General features: G+C 44.7%; 16 protein-coding genes. All 16 read right to left on the bottom strand.

The window, feature by feature from the left end; translation table 11 throughout:
* Positions 1 to 108 precede the first annotated feature (108 nt).
* The 16 genes from K6C05_RS01755 to K6C05_RS01680 all read right to left on the bottom strand — a co-directional run bounded on the left by K6C05_RS01755 (position 109) and on the right by K6C05_RS01680 (position 16,111).
* A complete protein-coding gene (locus K6C05_RS01755; protein WP_296730645.1) occupies positions 109 to 651 on the bottom strand; it encodes an SH3 domain-containing protein in 543 nt (180 codons plus the stop codon).
* 204 nt (positions 652 to 855) lie between these two features.
* Positions 856 to 2,190 (bottom strand): pyrimidine-nucleoside phosphorylase, encoded by a 1,335-nt coding sequence (locus tag K6C05_RS01750; protein WP_296730644.1) that lies wholly within the window; start codon positions 2,188 to 2,190, stop codon positions 856 to 858.
* Positions 2,191 to 2,236: 46 nt separating this feature from the next.
* Entirely contained in the window at positions 2,237 to 3,136 is a 900-nt protein-coding gene (locus K6C05_RS01745; RefSeq protein WP_296730642.1) for a DapH/DapD/GlmU-related protein, read from the bottom strand.
* Between the two features lie 132 nt (positions 3,137 to 3,268).
* The gene (ileS, locus tag K6C05_RS01740; protein WP_296730641.1) at positions 3,269 to 6,415 is read right to left on the bottom strand and encodes an isoleucine--tRNA ligase; all 3,147 of its coding nucleotides are present in this window, start codon (positions 6,413 to 6,415) and stop codon (positions 3,269 to 3,271) included.
* Positions 6,416 to 6,838: 423 nt separating this feature from the next.
* On the bottom strand, positions 6,839 to 7,177 hold the full coding sequence (locus K6C05_RS01735) for a hypothetical protein (protein WP_296730639.1): 339 nt from the start codon (positions 7,175 to 7,177) through the stop codon (positions 6,839 to 6,841).
* Positions 7,178 to 7,308: 131 nt separating this feature from the next.
* Positions 7,309 to 7,446, bottom strand: coding sequence for a hypothetical protein (locus K6C05_RS01730; protein ID WP_296730637.1), 138 nt, complete (start codon positions 7,444 to 7,446; stop codon positions 7,309 to 7,311).
* A gap of 226 nt (positions 7,447 to 7,672) precedes the next feature.
* On the bottom strand, positions 7,673 to 8,425 hold the full coding sequence (locus tag K6C05_RS01725) for an exodeoxyribonuclease III (RefSeq protein ID WP_296730635.1): 753 nt from the start codon (positions 8,423 to 8,425) through the stop codon (positions 7,673 to 7,675).
* A gap of 14 nt (positions 8,426 to 8,439) precedes the next feature.
* Positions 8,440 to 9,273: an undecaprenyl-diphosphate phosphatase gene (locus K6C05_RS01720; protein WP_296730633.1), complete on the bottom strand. Its 834-nt coding sequence runs from the start codon at positions 9,271 to 9,273 to the stop codon at positions 8,440 to 8,442.
* Between the two features lie 183 nt (positions 9,274 to 9,456).
* Positions 9,457 to 10,323, bottom strand: a complete 867-nt coding sequence (locus K6C05_RS01715) for a TPM domain-containing protein (RefSeq protein ID WP_296730632.1) — start codon at positions 10,321 to 10,323, stop codon at positions 9,457 to 9,459.
* A 16-nt stretch (positions 10,324 to 10,339) separates the two neighbouring features.
* The gene (locus tag K6C05_RS01710) at positions 10,340 to 11,485 is read right to left on the bottom strand and encodes a hypothetical protein (protein ID WP_296730631.1); all 1,146 of its coding nucleotides are present in this window, start codon (positions 11,483 to 11,485) and stop codon (positions 10,340 to 10,342) included.
* Positions 11,486 to 11,523: 38 nt separating this feature from the next.
* Positions 11,524 to 12,915: an SPFH domain-containing protein gene (locus tag K6C05_RS01705; protein ID WP_296730629.1), complete on the bottom strand. Its 1,392-nt coding sequence runs from the start codon at positions 12,913 to 12,915 to the stop codon at positions 11,524 to 11,526.
* Positions 12,916 to 13,076: 161 nt separating this feature from the next.
* Positions 13,077 to 13,625: a GerMN domain-containing protein gene (locus tag K6C05_RS01700; protein ID WP_296730627.1), complete on the bottom strand. Its 549-nt coding sequence runs from the start codon at positions 13,623 to 13,625 to the stop codon at positions 13,077 to 13,079.
* A 16-nt stretch (positions 13,626 to 13,641) separates the two neighbouring features.
* Positions 13,642 to 14,733 (bottom strand): N-acetylmuramoyl-L-alanine amidase, encoded by a 1,092-nt coding sequence (locus K6C05_RS01695; RefSeq protein WP_296730625.1) that lies wholly within the window; start codon positions 14,731 to 14,733, stop codon positions 13,642 to 13,644.
* 17 nt (positions 14,734 to 14,750) lie between these two features.
* Positions 14,751 to 14,951: a DUF3006 domain-containing protein gene (locus tag K6C05_RS01690; RefSeq protein ID WP_296730623.1), complete on the bottom strand. Its 201-nt coding sequence runs from the start codon at positions 14,949 to 14,951 to the stop codon at positions 14,751 to 14,753.
* 1 nt (position 14,952) lies between these two features.
* Entirely contained in the window at positions 14,953 to 15,948 is a 996-nt protein-coding gene (locus K6C05_RS01685) for a ComEC/Rec2 family competence protein (RefSeq protein ID WP_296730622.1), read from the bottom strand.
* The gene (locus tag K6C05_RS01680; protein WP_296730620.1) at positions 15,929 to 16,111 is read right to left on the bottom strand and encodes a hypothetical protein; all 183 of its coding nucleotides are present in this window, start codon (positions 16,109 to 16,111) and stop codon (positions 15,929 to 15,931) included. Before K6C05_RS01680 ends, K6C05_RS01685 begins: the two co-directional genes overlap by 20 nt.
* Positions 16,112 to 16,433: the final 322 nt, after the last annotated feature.

The raw sequence follows: 16,433 nt of genomic DNA, 5'->3' as shown, positions 1-16,433 counted from the left end.
CACCTATAATCCTCGGCCAGGATTTCTTCCTGTTACGATTGTTTCTATAATGTCTGCCATATCTAAAATTCCGATTTTCATAATAATTCATATTACCATTCACCCTCATTAAAAAGAACAAAACTTAACCGACACCCAACCAACAGCACCATTAGCCCGTTTTACCTTGGCCCATTCCGGCGTGGAATCAATTATTTCTACAACCTCGCCTCTATCAAAATATCCTATGATATTCCCCTGTAGATTTGGCTCCCCACGCATCCGCACCTCCGTACCGGTTATAACTCCGGTATTATGTGGTTGCTGTGGCTGTGTCAAGGCATCCGGGGAATGCTTCTCTACTCTGGCAGAATATTCATCCTTGGCTGCAGAATCAGACTTGTCCAGGTCAACATGGGAAAATATCATAAACGAGCCCACACACAGGGCAAAAATCAATGTGGCAATCAACACATAAAAACCGTTGCCATGTGATTTACTGCTATATTGGTTGGGCATATAGCCCCCAGGCGGTTGTTGAAAATTTCCAGACTGGTAATTGATCGATGTTGCCGGTTTGATTTGGCGTACATTCAAAGCTGTCCCACATCTCCGACAAAATTTGACCCCATCCTGAATTTCACTTCCGCACTTTGGACAAAACCTGCTCATTAATATAACCTCCAAAATTATAAAAGCGATACTTTTGAGTCAAGTACCGCCATAATTCTCCGTACTGGTCAGATAAACATCCTCCTACAGCAGATAACCATGCAAGTGAATATACTAGCACAAATAACAGTAAAATTGTAAGACAGATATCCAAAAAAGTCAATGCTGCTTCGGGCCCCCGGTATAGTCCGCAGCAACAAAGGGCTACAGCCTCTCTACGCCATTTTTGTCCACAAAGGCATATACCAGACTGCCCTTCTCCGGCTGCTTACTGCTGTAGGTAAGAGCGCCATAATACCGTTCCGCAGCCGGAGCCAGCAACTCATCCCTTGAGGTATATAGCGTAGCCAACACATCACCTTTATCGACCCTGTCGCCAATTTTCCTCCAGATAACAATACCCGCTGCCGGATCTATAACACTGTCAAGCTGTTCTCTGCCTGCCCCCAGCATAGTAGAAGCGATTCCTATTTCTTCAGTATTCATCCCGGATATATAGCCCGCTTCTCTGGACTTCAGCTCATGGCATACCCCTGCCTTGCTGAATCCATCCGGAGCATCTATTACCGATACGTCTCCTCCCTGGGCCTTCACCATCTCACGAAGCTTTTCCAGGGCACTGCCATTCTCTATGGAGGTGCGTACCAATTGCCTGCAGGTCTCCATATCTCCCTTATTGGCCATATGCAGCAGGGAGGCTGCCAGGGATACACATTCGATAATTAAGTCCTCGGGGCCCTGCCCTCTCAGTACATCTATTACCTCCTGTACCTCCAGGGCATTACCTATATTCTGCCCCAGGGGACTATCCATACTGGTGACATAGGCAGCAGTACGACGACCGTTATTTTCACCGATACTCACCATCTTTTGAGCCAGTTCCACAGCGCTCTCCGGAGTTTTCATAAAGGCACCACTGCCAAATTTAACATCCAGCAATATACAATCCGCTCCCGCTGCCAGCTTTTTACTCATAATGGATGAAGCAATCAGGGGAATATTGGGAACTGTCCCGGTAACATCCCTCAGGGCATACAATATCTTGTCAGCAGGTGCCAGATTTCCTGTTTGTCCGATTACACTGACCCCTATTTCATTCACCTGGTGAATAAAATCCTCCTTGCATAAAGCAGTATTAAACCCTGGTATAGCTTCAAGCTTATCAATGGTTCCACCTGTATGGCCCAGCCCCCGGCCGCTCATTTTGGCCATTATGCCACCACAGGCAGCTACTATAGGTGCTACCACCATAGTTGTTTTGTCCCCCACGCCCCCTGAGGAATGTTTATCCAGCTTGAGCCCTTTGATGCCTGACAAATCCACCATCTCACCTGATTTGGCCATCAGTAGGGTCAAATCGGCCAATTCCCTGTCAGTCATCCCCTGAAAATGGATGGCCATCAGCAGGGCTGATGTCTGATAATCAGGTATGGCCCCTGACACTATACCATCTATAAAAAATTTAATCTCATCTTTATCCAGTTCTTTACCATCACGCTTTTTGCATATTATATCAATCATGCGAATATGCCTGGCCATATACTAATCCTCCAACAAAAATAATGGGTATAATCCCGACGCCTAATCAACAAAAATCATCCAGGAAGGACCACTCTTCCTCCAATGTCATATCACCATCTGTGACCTCATAATCAATTGCCAGCATTTTACCCGGATTGCGCGGATCCTTGATTACCGGCTCTATATTATCGCCAAGACGCCTGGTGAAAAGGCCTTTGGTAAGATTTAAAACCGTACCATCTGCCAGCTTCCACCCTAGCTCCTTATCCCCGATTGTGATTTTTTCTGCCCCATCCGGCGGCAAAAAGCGTATTTCAGCCAAGGAATCCTTTTCACCATAAGGAATCATGCTAAAATATCCCGTTTCGCCCCCCTGAAAGTTATAGCTGCCCAAATAGCTGTTATCGGTCATATTGTCCTTTGCTAAAAATTTCTCCTCATCAAGCTTCTTGACCACATGAGCCGGATTGCCTACCACCACGGTGCAATCAGGCACATCCCTGGTAACCACGGAGCCTGCTCCTACAATGGCATGGGCCCCGATTGTTATCCCTGGCAGAATAGTAGCTCCGGCACCTATCCAGGCCCCATGCTTAATCAGCACCGGCCGACAGGTGAGCTTCATCCTTTCATAGGGATCATGATTATTTGACAGCACGGAGACATTGCCGGCAATCTGAACATCGTCCTCTATGGTAATACCGCCCCTTGACATGGCCAAAAAGTTGCTGTTTATGTACACATTTTTACCAATGGTCATATTTTCAGCACAGACCAGGGACAATGGCGGTACGATATAGCTTCCTGCACCAAATCGTCTGCCAAAGATATTCCTTATTGCCTCCATGTATTCATCGGTGTGCGGCATTGTATGATTAAGGGCAAAGAGCTTTTGCTCCAGGCTGATGGCCCTCTTTTTGTCCTCTTCCTTTAAATTGCGCAAATCTATTACAAATTCTTCCATTTTTTCATCCCCATATCTCCTTGAATTTTTACTACAGATAAATTTTACACCAATACACAAAATGTTGTCATCAAAAAAAGGCTTCTGTTTCCTGTATTTCACAAAAAACAGAAGCCTTTTAGAAGTTTTAGCTTATTTTACACCCAAAGTGATATTTTCCCCATTGATATTCCATTCCTTGGAAAAACCATCAACAGAGCCATAGGTAATACCATCACAGAGAACAATATTTTTGACCATGTCCTCATTGCGGGACAAAATATCGGTCAGCTTATCATTGCCGGCAGCATAAACATTAATGCGGTCGGTGACTTCAAAGCCGTTTTCCTTGCGCATGGTCTGCAGCTTGCTGATTATCTCACGGACAAAGCCTTCCTCAATCAGCTCAGGAGTCAGCGTAGTTTCCAGTGCAATGGTTACCTTGCCATAACGCTGGGTTGCAAAGCCTTCGGTCTGTGTCATGATTATCTCAATATCCTCAGGCACCAGCTCCACATCACCGCTCTTCAATGCCAGCTTCAGCTTGCCGGTCTTCTCCAGCTCCTCCTTGGCAGCTGCACCATCCAGTGTCGCCAGGGTTGCCTTGACCTCACTGATCTGCCTGCCCACCTTAGGGCCAAGAACCTTAAACTGAGGCTTCAATGTATAGGAAAGATATTCCTCCATATCATCCTTGAAGGCTACGTTCTTGACATTCAGCTCACCGGCAACAATTTCCTTAAAGAAATCATCCAGTTCCCTATCAGCCTTTACGAAAATATTGCCTATTGGCTGGCGGTTCTTGATATTGGAGGCATTACGGGCAGCACGGCCCAAAACAACAACCTCCAGCACAAGCTCCATATTCTTCTCCAGCTCGGCGTCTATATAGCTCTCATTTGCAACAGGGAAATCCGTCAGATGCACGGAAATTGGTGCCTGGGCATCAACGCTGCACACAAGGTTGCGGTAGATACTCTCGGTAATGAAAGGAACCATAGGAGCAGCCAGCTTGATTACAGTAACCAAAGCGGTATACAGGGTCATATAGGCATTGATCTTGTCCTGATTCATTTCCTTGCCCCAGAAGCGTTCACGGCTGCGACGAACATACCAGTTGGAAAGCTCATCCACAAACTCCTGCAGAGCCTTGGCCGTCTCTGTTACCTTGTAATTGGACAGATTACTGTCAACAGTCTTTATGAGAGTATTCAGCCTGGACAGTACCCACTTATCCATTACAGACAGCTTATCGTAGTCCAGGGTATACTTCGTAGCATCGAAATTATCAATGTTTGCATAGAGGACATAGAATGCGTAGGTATTCCAGAGGGTCCCCATAAACTTTCTCTGGCCTTCCTGAACCGCATCATCATGGAAACGGTTTGGCAGCCAAGGAGCACTGTTCTCATAGAAATACCAGCGAATAGCATCAGCGCCGTGTTTATTCAAGGCTTCCATAGGATCAACAGCATTGCCCTTGGACTTGCTCATTTTCTTTCCATCCTTATCCTGAACATGGCCAAGGACTATTACATTTTTATAGGAGGAATTGTCAAAGAGCAGTGTTGAAATTGCCAAAAGGGAATAGAACCAGCCACGGGTCTGATCTACAGCCTCTGAAATGAAATCAGCAGGATAACGCTCCTCAAAGATTTCCTTGTTTTCAAATGGATAATGCCACTGGGCAAAAGGCATGGACCCGGAATCAAACCAGCAATCGATTACCTCCGGCACACGCTTCATTTCCTTGCCACATTCAGGGCACCTGATGGTTACATCATCGATATATGGACGATGCAGCTCTATATCATCCGGGCAATTATCCGACATGGATTTAAGCTCCTCGATGGAGCCCACTGAATGCTGACAGCCACAGGAACACTCCCAAATATTAAGCGGTGTACCCCAATAACGGTTACGGCTGATGCCCCAGTCCTGCAGATGCTCCAGCCACTCACCAAAACGGCCGGTACCAATTGATTCAGGAAGCCAGTTGATGGTCTTATTATTGGCGATCAACTTTTCCTTAACAGCAGTCATCTTGATAAACCAGGATTCACGGGCATAGTAAATCAATGGAGTATCACAACGCCAGCAGTGTGGATAGCTATGCTCAAACTTAGGAGCCTTAAAGAGTGCACCTGAAGCCTTCAGATCGTCCAAGATCAATGGATCGGCATCCTTTACAAAGACTCCCGGCCACTTTGTATCCTCAGTCATGCCACCTTTGCTGTCCACGAACTGAACAAAATCCATATCATATTTACGGCAGACCCTGGCATCATCCTCACCAAAGGCCGGAGCAGTATGAACGATACCGGTACCATCAGAGGTGGTTACATAGTCATCACACATTACATAGAAGCACTGCTTCTTGACCTTGCCTACGGCAAACGGATACAGTGGCTCATACTCTACCCGTTCCAAATCCTTGCCCTTGCAGCGTTCTACGACCTCAACCCTGGCATCCTCCTCAGGATTATCAGCGGACTTAACACCGGCAAATACGCTTTCTACCAGTGCTTCTGCCAAAATGAAGTTTTCACCATTGCACTTCACCTTTACATAATCGACCTCAGGATTAACCACCAGGCCAAGGTTGGAAGGAAGTGTCCATGGAGTTGTTGTCCATGCCAGGAAGGAGGTGTTTTCCTCTCCCTTTACCTTAAAGCGCACAATAGCTGAACGCTCCTTTATGTCCTTATAGCCCTGGGCTACCTCATGGGAAGAAAGGGGAGTACCACAACGAGGACAGTAAGGTACAACCTTATGCCCCTTATAGAGGAGACCCTTTTTCCAGATTTCATTAAGAGCCCACCACACAGACTCAATATAATTATTTTCATAGGTGATGTATGGATTATCCATATCTGCCCAGAAGCCTACCACATCAGAAAATTCTTCCCACATGCTCTTGTACTTCCATACAGACTCACGGCATTCCTTGATAAATGGCTCAATACCATACTTTTCAATCTGTTCCTTGCCATCCAGGCCCAGCTTTTTCTCTACCTCAAGCTCTACAGGCAGTCCGTGGGTGTCCCAACCAGCCTTACGGAGGATTTTCTTGCCCTTCATGGACTGGTAGCGTGGCAGCATATCCTTGATTACACGGGTAAGGACATGACCGATATGAGGCTTGCCATTGGCTGTAGGTGGCCCATCATAAAAGGTAAAGGTATCGCAGCCCTCACGGATATCAATACACTTTTTGGCAATATCATTTTCTTTCCAAAACTTCAGGACTTCTCTTTCTCTCTCAACGAAATTAAGATTTGTGTCAACCTTGTTATACAAAATAATTACCTCCTGTTTTTGCTGTATAAACCCACTGACAGTATATAAGATGCAAAAAGCTCCCACCCAAAATAGGACGGGAGCCACATTACAAACAAAAAGCCTTCATCCCAAAACAGGATGAAGACCCAGCTTCACTATACCACCTATTTCGTATACCAGCATATACTATCTCTATAACGGGAGATCCCGGCCCAGCCTACTCTGCAGCCACCCTATGACCGCTGCATTTTGACCTGCTACTCAGAAGTGATTTTCCTCCGCTGTTACTCCTGCAAGGCTCCCACCGTCCCTTGCTCGCTTTGATTTTCGCAGGCAGAATACTTTCTTCATCATTGTTTTTATACTCTTAAACTGTGAGATATTTTATCATATGTGGCGATTTTCTGCAACAAAAATATCAATCACAACTACCAATAGCAATCACATCGTGAACTTCTTTACTATTGCCGGTTCCTCATGACAGGAAAACAGGTCATTGGAGGCATGTACTACATTCAGCTTCTTATCGCTTTCCTCATCACATATTTCCTGGAAAATATAATCATAATCCTTGGCAACGTCCATAAATGTGGCAATTTCCTTGTCACTTATGGTCCAATCAATATCATTGAAAAAAATGGTAATCGTATTATCAGTTTCCTTGTACTCAGACAAGCGTGCCAGCATATTCTTTATGTATTTATTCTTTTTTTTCGGATCTATCCCCTTGAGATAATCCTGCAAAGCAAAAGTTATGGCGACATCCTTATTTTTCCCCATAGTATTAAATCATTCCTTCCCTTTAAGCATATCGTTGACCATATACCATGGCCCAAACACCAGACAATATTAACATAATTATTTATACATGTAAATAATATGAGTTGATAAATACAAAAATATAAAAGATTTTAGCTAAATAGAGGTCTACAGTCCCATAACGCAAAAAAAGTCCAATAAAAATCCTGTATAAATATCCAATTATTACCAGATATTATTTCATTATAACGCCATTGTTCAAATTCTTCTTTAGAAGAAAAATCTTCCAATTAGCGTTTCAACGAGCTAGGAGATATGCTCGCCAGCTGTTGTAGTTTGTTTTCCCCCACCTAAAGAGGAAGGGGACATCTTAAAGCTCGTTATAGGCATAATCAAAGGCATAACAATCTCATCCTTGAACATTTATAACATAATTAAAGCATAATTATGTTACAAATGTATAAAAAAACATCTATCAGCTATTTACGTAGCATAATAGATGTTTTTTTTAATATCTTATTTCAGCTCCAACCCAACCGGACAGTGGTCGCTGCCGAAAATTTCATTATATATGGTGGCAGACTCGATTTTATCATCCAGGCGGTTAGAAATAAGGAAGTAGTCTATACGCCATCCGGCATTATTGGCCCTGGCCTTTCTAAGATATGACCACCAGGTGTACGCTCCGGTTACATCCGGATACACCTTTCTAAATGTATCAGTAAAGCCGGCCTGCAGAAGCTCCGTAAATTTCTGGCGCTCCTCATCTGTAAATCCGGCATTTTTATGATTGGTCTTTGGATTTTTCAGGTCTATTTCCTTATGGGCAACATTCAGGTCACCACATATGATTACAGGCTTCCTGCTGTCCAGTTCACATACAAATTCCTTAAAGGCCTTTTCCCAGTCCATGCGATAATCCAGCCGAGCCAATTCCTTCTGGGAATTTGGTGTATATACAGTAACCAGATAATACCCGTCAAACTCCAGGGTAATCACACGCCCCTCATGGTCATGCTCCTCTATCCCCAGACCATATGAAACATTCAGTGGTTTAACCCTGGTGAAGACAGCTGTGCCGGAATAGCCCTTCTTCTCTGCGCTGTTCCAGTATTGTTCATAGCCAGGCAGCTCCAGTATCGCCTGCCCAGGCTGCATCTTGGTCTCCTGCAGGCAAAAAACATCAGCATCGACTTCCCTGAAGGTCTCCATAAACCCCTTTGTCAGGCAAGCCCTAAGACCATTTACATTCCATGAAACAAAACGCATAAGCCATCCCCCTGTCAACCATTCTGCGTTGGATCACCCACCAGCAGCAGATATGCTATTACTATAATACCCAAAACAATCCGGTAATAACCGAATGCCTTAAAATCATTGTTCTTAATATACTTCAACAGAAACTTGATGGATAATATGGAAACCACAAAAGCAGTTGCCATACCAACTATCAGGATAAGTATTTCTGCTCCTGTATAATGGAAACCAAACTTTACCATCTTTAGAAGACTTGCCCCGAACATAACCGGTATTGCCAAAAAGAAGGTAAACTCTGCAGCAACATAGCGGGAGGCACCAAATAAAATACCACCCAATATAGTTGCTCCTGAACGGGAGGTTCCCGGCACCAATGACAGTACCTGGAATAAACCGATTATAAAGGCTGTCCTGTAACTCAGCTGCTTCAGATCATTGACTACAGGCACACGCTTCTTGTTGTAGTTTTCTACCACAATGAACATTATACCATAAAAAATCAATGTCGCCGAAACCACCAGCGCAGTCATGAAGTGCTCCTCCATGTAGTCATTGAACAGCAAGCCTATGACAGCCGCCGGCACACAGGCCAGTATTACCTTGTACCAGAGAATATAAGTATCCCTTTTTTCAGCTTTATTCTTCTCCCCGGAAAAAGGATTAAGCTTTTCAAAATTCAGTACCACGACAGCCATTATTGCCCCCAGCTGAATAACCACCAGGAACATGTCCATAAACTGTTCAGATACATTCAGCTGAATAAATTCATCCACCAGTATCATATGCCCGGTGCTGCTTATTGGCAGCCATTCTGTCAGACCTTCCACAATACCAAGAATGACTGTTTTAATTAATTCCATTATGCTTAAATCCACTTTTTATCGCTCCCTAAATTATTTTCAACTGTGTCATTATAGCATAAAGCGGCCCAAAAGTGGAAAAAAAATTAGCAGTATCATAATATATACCCCTTTCACAGCCGTACTGCAAAAGGGGTATATAATATATCATTTTTATCTGCCTGCTGTCAGGGACCAAGGCGACTAATAGCTACCGCTGCCACCGCCATTACTGCTGCTGCTTCCCGAGCTTGAATCATCATCGTCATTAGACCGTTTCGTTACCGTTCTGGTAGTATGAAGGAAAATATCCTCCTGATATGTTATGTCAATGGAATTCCGGTCAAGATAATCATCGGCCTCATCCACATGATGCACATTGCTCATCTTGCCACGCAGGTGTTTAACAAACAGGTAACCTATGCCCACCGACGCCAATATGCCAAGAATAAATCCTGCATAGCTGAATTTGTTGTTTGGATCCCAAGGCTCACCTTCATTCTCATAGTAAGTAAGCAGCTCATCCACCTTTTCAGCATAATCATTAAATGCCCCGGTGTAATTATTCCCCGAAAGATGGTCAATAAAACTATTCTTTACGGCAGGATATCCATGCTCATCAGTTATGCGCTCCCTCATGTTATTATCCGTGGAAATTGCCCATTTGCGCTCGCTGGGACAAACCACCATTATAATACTGCCATTATTGTTCGCCTCATCACGATAATACTTATTCAGGGTATCATCTGCAAAAGCATTTATATCCTTGCCCCCCAGGGATGAAACAGTCATTATGGCTACCCTTACACCATGACTATGCTCAATCCTGTTCAGCTTTTCCAATAAGCTTTTGCTTTCCTGCCGATCATTTATTACCTGTGCAAAATCATGCAGGCTTAAATCTCCCGTATCAGCAGGCAGCTTTTTCTTATCAACCCTGTTTTGTTCACCCTGGACTGTACCGGTTGAGTAATCATAGGTCTTGCCTGCAGCATCAGCCTGCATCATCACCGGTAGGGAAAAAACAACCAGCATAAGCAGGGACATAAAAATCATAAAATTTTTCTTCAATTTTCTGCCCCCTATTCTAATCCTCAAAAATAGACTCCAGGAGTATAACCAGCCACTTGCAGATATAATAGGTGATTGGCAGCGTTATCAGCCCGGCCAATCCCCAATACATCTTTGCCTTATTCTCATCAACAGGCAGTTCACCTACCAGCTTTCCTGTCTGCCCATTCATGATAAAGGTATATGGTTTGTCCTGATATTTGGTACTCAATATCCATATAGGTGCCATGGCATATTGCTGTTTACCATTGGTACATACCACATTGAGGGCATCGGTAGTGCATGAACTGTAGCCCTCCACAGAATCACTCAGAACGCCATCGGCAGATTCCCTGATGCGAATCTCAGCATCAGGTAATGCCTCACTGGCAGTCACATCGTACCTGTCTGCCAAAAAACCTGCCATGTATGTAGTGGTGAAAGGTACCATATTGCTGTAATCAAAAGGTTCAATACTTTCCATCCACTTGTTGTCCATCTTGGCACTGCCATCTACCGGAACATTGTGGAAGCTCATCCTGCCATTGCGCAGGATCCTGTAATGATCCGTTTCAGTTACATCATAATCTCCATCGGTATAATATCTGGTTTTCGTAGCTGAAAATTCCCCGGCAGCTTCGATATTTTCGTCAAACAGCCAATAAGGTACATACATGCCCTGAATGGCTTCAACTCTGGCATTACTGGCGAAATTCCCCGGCAACAGCCACTTGCCCTTATGATATTCAGCAAAGGCCTTTTTCGCATCCTCCTTGGTAGTCTGAAAAGGAATCACCATATCAGGACGAAGCTGGCTTTCATATCGGCCCGGCACCATTACCGGGTTGCCACAGTATACACATTCCGTAGCCAGGGTGTTGTTATCGCACACTATTTCTGCACCACAGGAAGAGCAGGTCATGGCCTTCAGGATAGCAATTTCTTCTGCATCCCAGGCACCTCCCGCCGCCTCCATTTCGTATTCCTTTTTTTCTATCTTGGAATCCTTGGCCTTCTGTGCCTCGGCTGCCGATGATTCCTTGGCCGCATAAAACTGCTCCAGCTCCTCTGCCGTAAATGCCTTCTCACAGTACTCACATTTTATCTGGTTGCCTTTGCCCGGGGTATAGGCTAAAGGAGCTCCACAGCTGGGGCATTTATAGTTTACTGAGGTATCTGCCATTACTATCCCCCAATCCTCTTAACAAGTCTTTAAAAAAATTATTGAATGTCATTGTCATCAAAAGGATCTCCACATTCCGGACAGAATTTAGGTGGATGGTGTGGATCCTCCGGCTGCCAACCACATTTATCACATTTATACAAAGGTGCATCTGCCGGCTTTTTCGCTCCGCATTCAGGGCAGAACTTACCCTGGTTTACAGCTCCACAGCTGCAGGTCCATCCATTTTCCGGCTTTTTGCTGCCACAATCTACGCAGAAATTCCCGGTATTCTCCCGACCACAGGAACATCGCCAGGAATTGGCAGCTGCGCTCTGAGCCGGAGCCGGAGTCTGAGCCGACTGCTGTGGTGGCTGCTGTGGTGGTTGCTGCGCCTGCTGATTCTGCGACATCTGGAATAATTGTGCCGCATTGTTTCCACTCATATTACCGGCCATTCCCATGCCCATAAAGGCACCCATGGCACCAGCTCCACCTGCTTCGTTGGATGCCGCCATCTTCATGGCATCAGCACCGGCACCGGCAGTCTGAAGTGCCGCCATCTGGGCATTGCCCATGCTGGCATAACGCTGATAATCCTTGATTTTTTCTTCGTCCTCATCACTGGCCTTTACGCTGCTGACACCGAAGGAAACGATTTCAATGCCTCTTAGCTCACCCCATTTTTTACTGAGGAGGCTGTTCAAGGTTTCTGCCAATTCATCCACATGAGCCGGAATACTGCTGTACTTTATCTCCTGCTCAGCCAGCTTGGCCATAGCCGGCTGCAGCTTGGTCATAAGCTCACTTTTCAGCTGGCTGTCAATGGACTCCCGTGAATATTCACTCTCTATATTGCCGCATACATTAGTATAAAACAGAATCGGATTGGTAATCCTATAGCTGTATTCCCCAAAGCATCTCAATGACACAGTCATGCTGAGCCCACTGCGCTTGTCATAGGTATCAAAAGGTATTGGGCTTGGAGTGCCATATTTATTGCCAATAATCTCCTTGGTATTTACAAAATATACCCGCTGGTCCTTCCCCGGATCACCGCCAAAGGTAAATCTTTTTCCGATTTCACCAAAAATCGATTTTACATTGTCTGCCAGGCCACCGGTAAAAATAGATGGCTGCAGGGAAGTATCATATTGATACTCACCAGGTTCAGAGCATATATCAACCACCTTGCCCTGTTCTACAATGATCATGCATTGTCCTGCGTTAACAGCTACTATGGAGCCATTGGAAATTATATTATCCTCGGCACTGGTATTGGAGCTGCGTCCCTGGCTGCTCAGCCTTTTTTGACCTTTTGCCACAAGGATATCTGCCGGAATACTTTCACAATAAATAAATTCCTTCCATTGATCGGCCAGTACTCCTCCAACAGCACCCATGCCTGCTTTGATAAGGCCCATAAGCTCTACCTCCCACATAATTATCATTTTTTACAACATATATCAATATATAATTCTATATTTCCCTGCAAAAACCTTTTACCCAAAATAAAAACTGGCTGTAAACAGCCAGTTTTCTTTACATATCTGTATCCCCGGGACAAATACCCCTTCCCTCCATAGAATGGCGTGAAGGAATACCATGCCGATTATTTAAGAAGCTCCTTCATGCGTGTCAAAGGGACACTCGTATCCATATGCCCCTTTATGGTATCCACAGTTTTCCCCTCAACCAATATATGTACCTTTTTAATTTCAGGGAACTCCGTCATGGTATTTACTATCGAGCCCACCAACATTTCCTCGCCTGTTGACCCGCCATTAAAATCATCTATCAGTTCCTTGCTGAAATTGAGCTTAATGGTATCCTTTACCACCTCAGCTCCCAGAAGCTTTGTTTTCTTTGGAATGACATTTGTCAGCTTCTTGTCGGTAGTCCCGGCCAGCAGGGCCTCTATTGCAGCCTTGTATTTGGTAGTACCGGTCACCTTGACAGTCTTTTCTACAGCCACCATCTCCGAAGCGTCATTGTTTGGAAAATACAGCTTTACCTTTATGTCTTCTGCTTCCTGTTTATTGACTTCACCGGAAATCCCAGCGGACTTGCCGGAAGTGGCCGGTGACGGCTCCTCTTTGGCACAGCCGGCAATCGAAAAGATCATGCATACCAGCATCAATGCAATTAATAATTTTTTCATTTCTTCAGTTCCTCCATTATTTTATCCTATTGCCAAAATACGCATTGATACCACGGCATATTGCCAGGGCCATAGCATGCTGACAACGGCTTTCAGACAGCATCTGCTCCTCATGAGGATTGCTTATAAAAGCTGTTTCCACCAAGACCGCCGGTATTCTCGAATTTCTCAACACATAAAATCTGGCACTGCTGATTCCCCTGTCCCTGAGTCCGGTTGCCTGTACCATTTCACTCTGAATGAACTGGGCCAATGCTGAATCATTATAGGAATGAGGGTAATAATAGGTACCTGTCCCATTGGCCTCAGGGCTTGTAAAGGCATTACAGTGAATGCTGACAAATATATCCGAAAGGGGATCATTGTGGGCAACATCGACCCTGGCCTGGAGCTCCTGCCTGTCAGTGGCATAGGGGCCAAAAACATCCACATCTGTATATCGGCTCATAAGAACTCTCGCACCATTTCCCTTGAGGATTCGACACATCTCCAGGGCTATGTTAAGCGTCACATCCTTTTCCTTCAGATAATTAGGACCGATAGCGCCAGTGTCACTGCCGCCATGACCTGCATCCACTACTATGGTGGCACCTGCTACATTATTGAGGATCTCATCTTCCGGCAAATTCGTTTTTTCGTCCTTGACCGGTTCAGGTGCCTTGCTGTCCGCAATTTCTATCACCAATCTGGTTTCCTTGATCTTCTTGTCCGGAGGTGAAAGATAAACCCTGCATTCCTGCTCATCAAGAGATTTATCAACTGCCACCATCACCTGCAAATCCTTCTTGTTTTTCTTCCTGAAGGTCATATACCTGGCAATTTTGCGGTCCAACCCGATGTCCTTTTTTACATCCCCACTGTCGGTATTTTTCATTAACACCCACAGCTGATTCTGCCTGTCAGGATTGGCACTCACCTCAAAGTCCAGCTTGTCCCGATCCAGACCAATCTCTATTTTCAGCCAGTTACGGTCACCATCCTTGTAGGTAGAATAATGAAAACTTGTTATTTCATTGCGGGGTAAGGCCTGACATGACCCTGTCCCTACGGCTAAAAATATCACCATACACAGGGCTGCCAGAGTAAATTTCCATATAAGCTGTTTCAAAAATAATCGCTCCTATATCAATCTTCCATCAAGGCCTTGGCTTCCTCCAAGGCCGCTTTGGTCTTTTCTTCATCGAAGGAAATATCCAATTTTACATAAATCCCTTCATTCAGAGATTCCGGCAGCATGCTGCAGGGTATTTCCACCTGATGCTCCTCTTCTCCCAGCAGAATAACCGCCAGTCCTTCTTCAATTCTGTCAATATATCCTGATATCATGTCATCTTTCTCCTCTTGCCGAATACGAAACACCGTCGCTTTCAATGGTAATCGTTCCATTGAGATCAGTTTCCAATGCTTTAATTCCCAGTGTGGCAAATTTTTTCATTGTTATCTTGTGAGGATGACCATATTGGTTGTCAACCCCACAGGAAATAATTGCCAGCTCAGGCTTTATCGCCTGAAGGAATTCCTTTGATGATGAGGTCTTACTGCCATGGTGGGACACCTTGTACACCTTGCAGGTCAACTCATTCCCATATTCCTGAAGCAGCTCCTGCTCGATTTCCTTTTCAGCATCCCCTGTAAGCAGCATGGAAAAATCCCCAAAGGTCAGCCTTCCCACTATTGATTCATTATTGACATTAATCTTCGGTGCCTCATCAGCAGAAGAGCTGCCCTGCTGCTTTGTATCTTCCTCCACTAATTTAAGGGAGGGACTCAGCACCTTGAAGGAAACATCATTGCCAAAATCAAGGACATCTCCGGCCTTAACCTTGGACTTTTTCACGCCCTTGTTATTGGCAGCAGTTAACATATTCCTGAAGCCCTTGTTGGCTGATGGAATACCGTTATACACCAGTTCGGCTACATCATACCTTTTTATTACCTTGGCTGCCAGCCCCATATGATCATTATGGGCATGGGTTATTATCAGCTTGTCAATATGGGTAATTCCAAGACTGTCAAGAGCCTCAAACAGTCTGTTATTGTTTTCCCCCTTATGCTTCCCGGCACGGATTTTATCATCACCGGTGTCTATTAGTATCGTCTGCTCCCCTGTCCTGATGAGGATTGCATCACCCTGATCCACATCCAGCATCTGCACATTCAGCTTACTGCCATTTCCCGGAGCAGCCGCAGCATCCGGCCCCGACGTATCGGAGCTGACCTTGCCACATCCCGATACTACCAGCATGAAAGGAACAATCAGCAAAAATAAAATACAGGCTATTTTTTTCAGCATCAATATCACCTCAGCGTTTATTTTTGACATTGGTGACATATAATCTTATTCCCAGCATGACCACCCAAAAAGCAACACATACGAACAATATATAGTCCAATGTCTGCAGGTTGCTGTAATCAGTACCGATTAAAATCACCACGATAAGGATCAGCATAAGCCAGTCAGACTTGTTCATACCTTCTATCTTCATGTATACCTCCATATAAACATTTCATACATACCAAGTCGAAAAAACATACTATATAATTATACCCCTTATCATGATTTTTTGCCAATAATTATATACCCCTGAAGAACCGGCTCCCTCCCGGTGCAGCAACACAAAAGGGCTCCTGCCTAAGCAGAAGCCCTTTCATTTATCCGATTCATAATTTATAACGCCATTGTTCAAATTTTTCTTCTTTAGAAGAAAAATCTTCCAATTAGCGTTTCAACGAGCTGGGAGATATGCTCGCCAGCTGTTGTAGTTTGTTTTCCCCCACCTAAAGAGGAAGGGGACATCTTAAAGCTCG

The organism is Anaerovibrio sp. (assembly GCF_024697385.1).
Classification (GTDB): Bacteria; Bacillota; Negativicutes; order Selenomonadales; family Selenomonadaceae; genus Anaerovibrio.
Note: the sequence above shows the minus strand (reverse complement) of the source record. Positions and strands in the feature narration are given on the sequence as shown.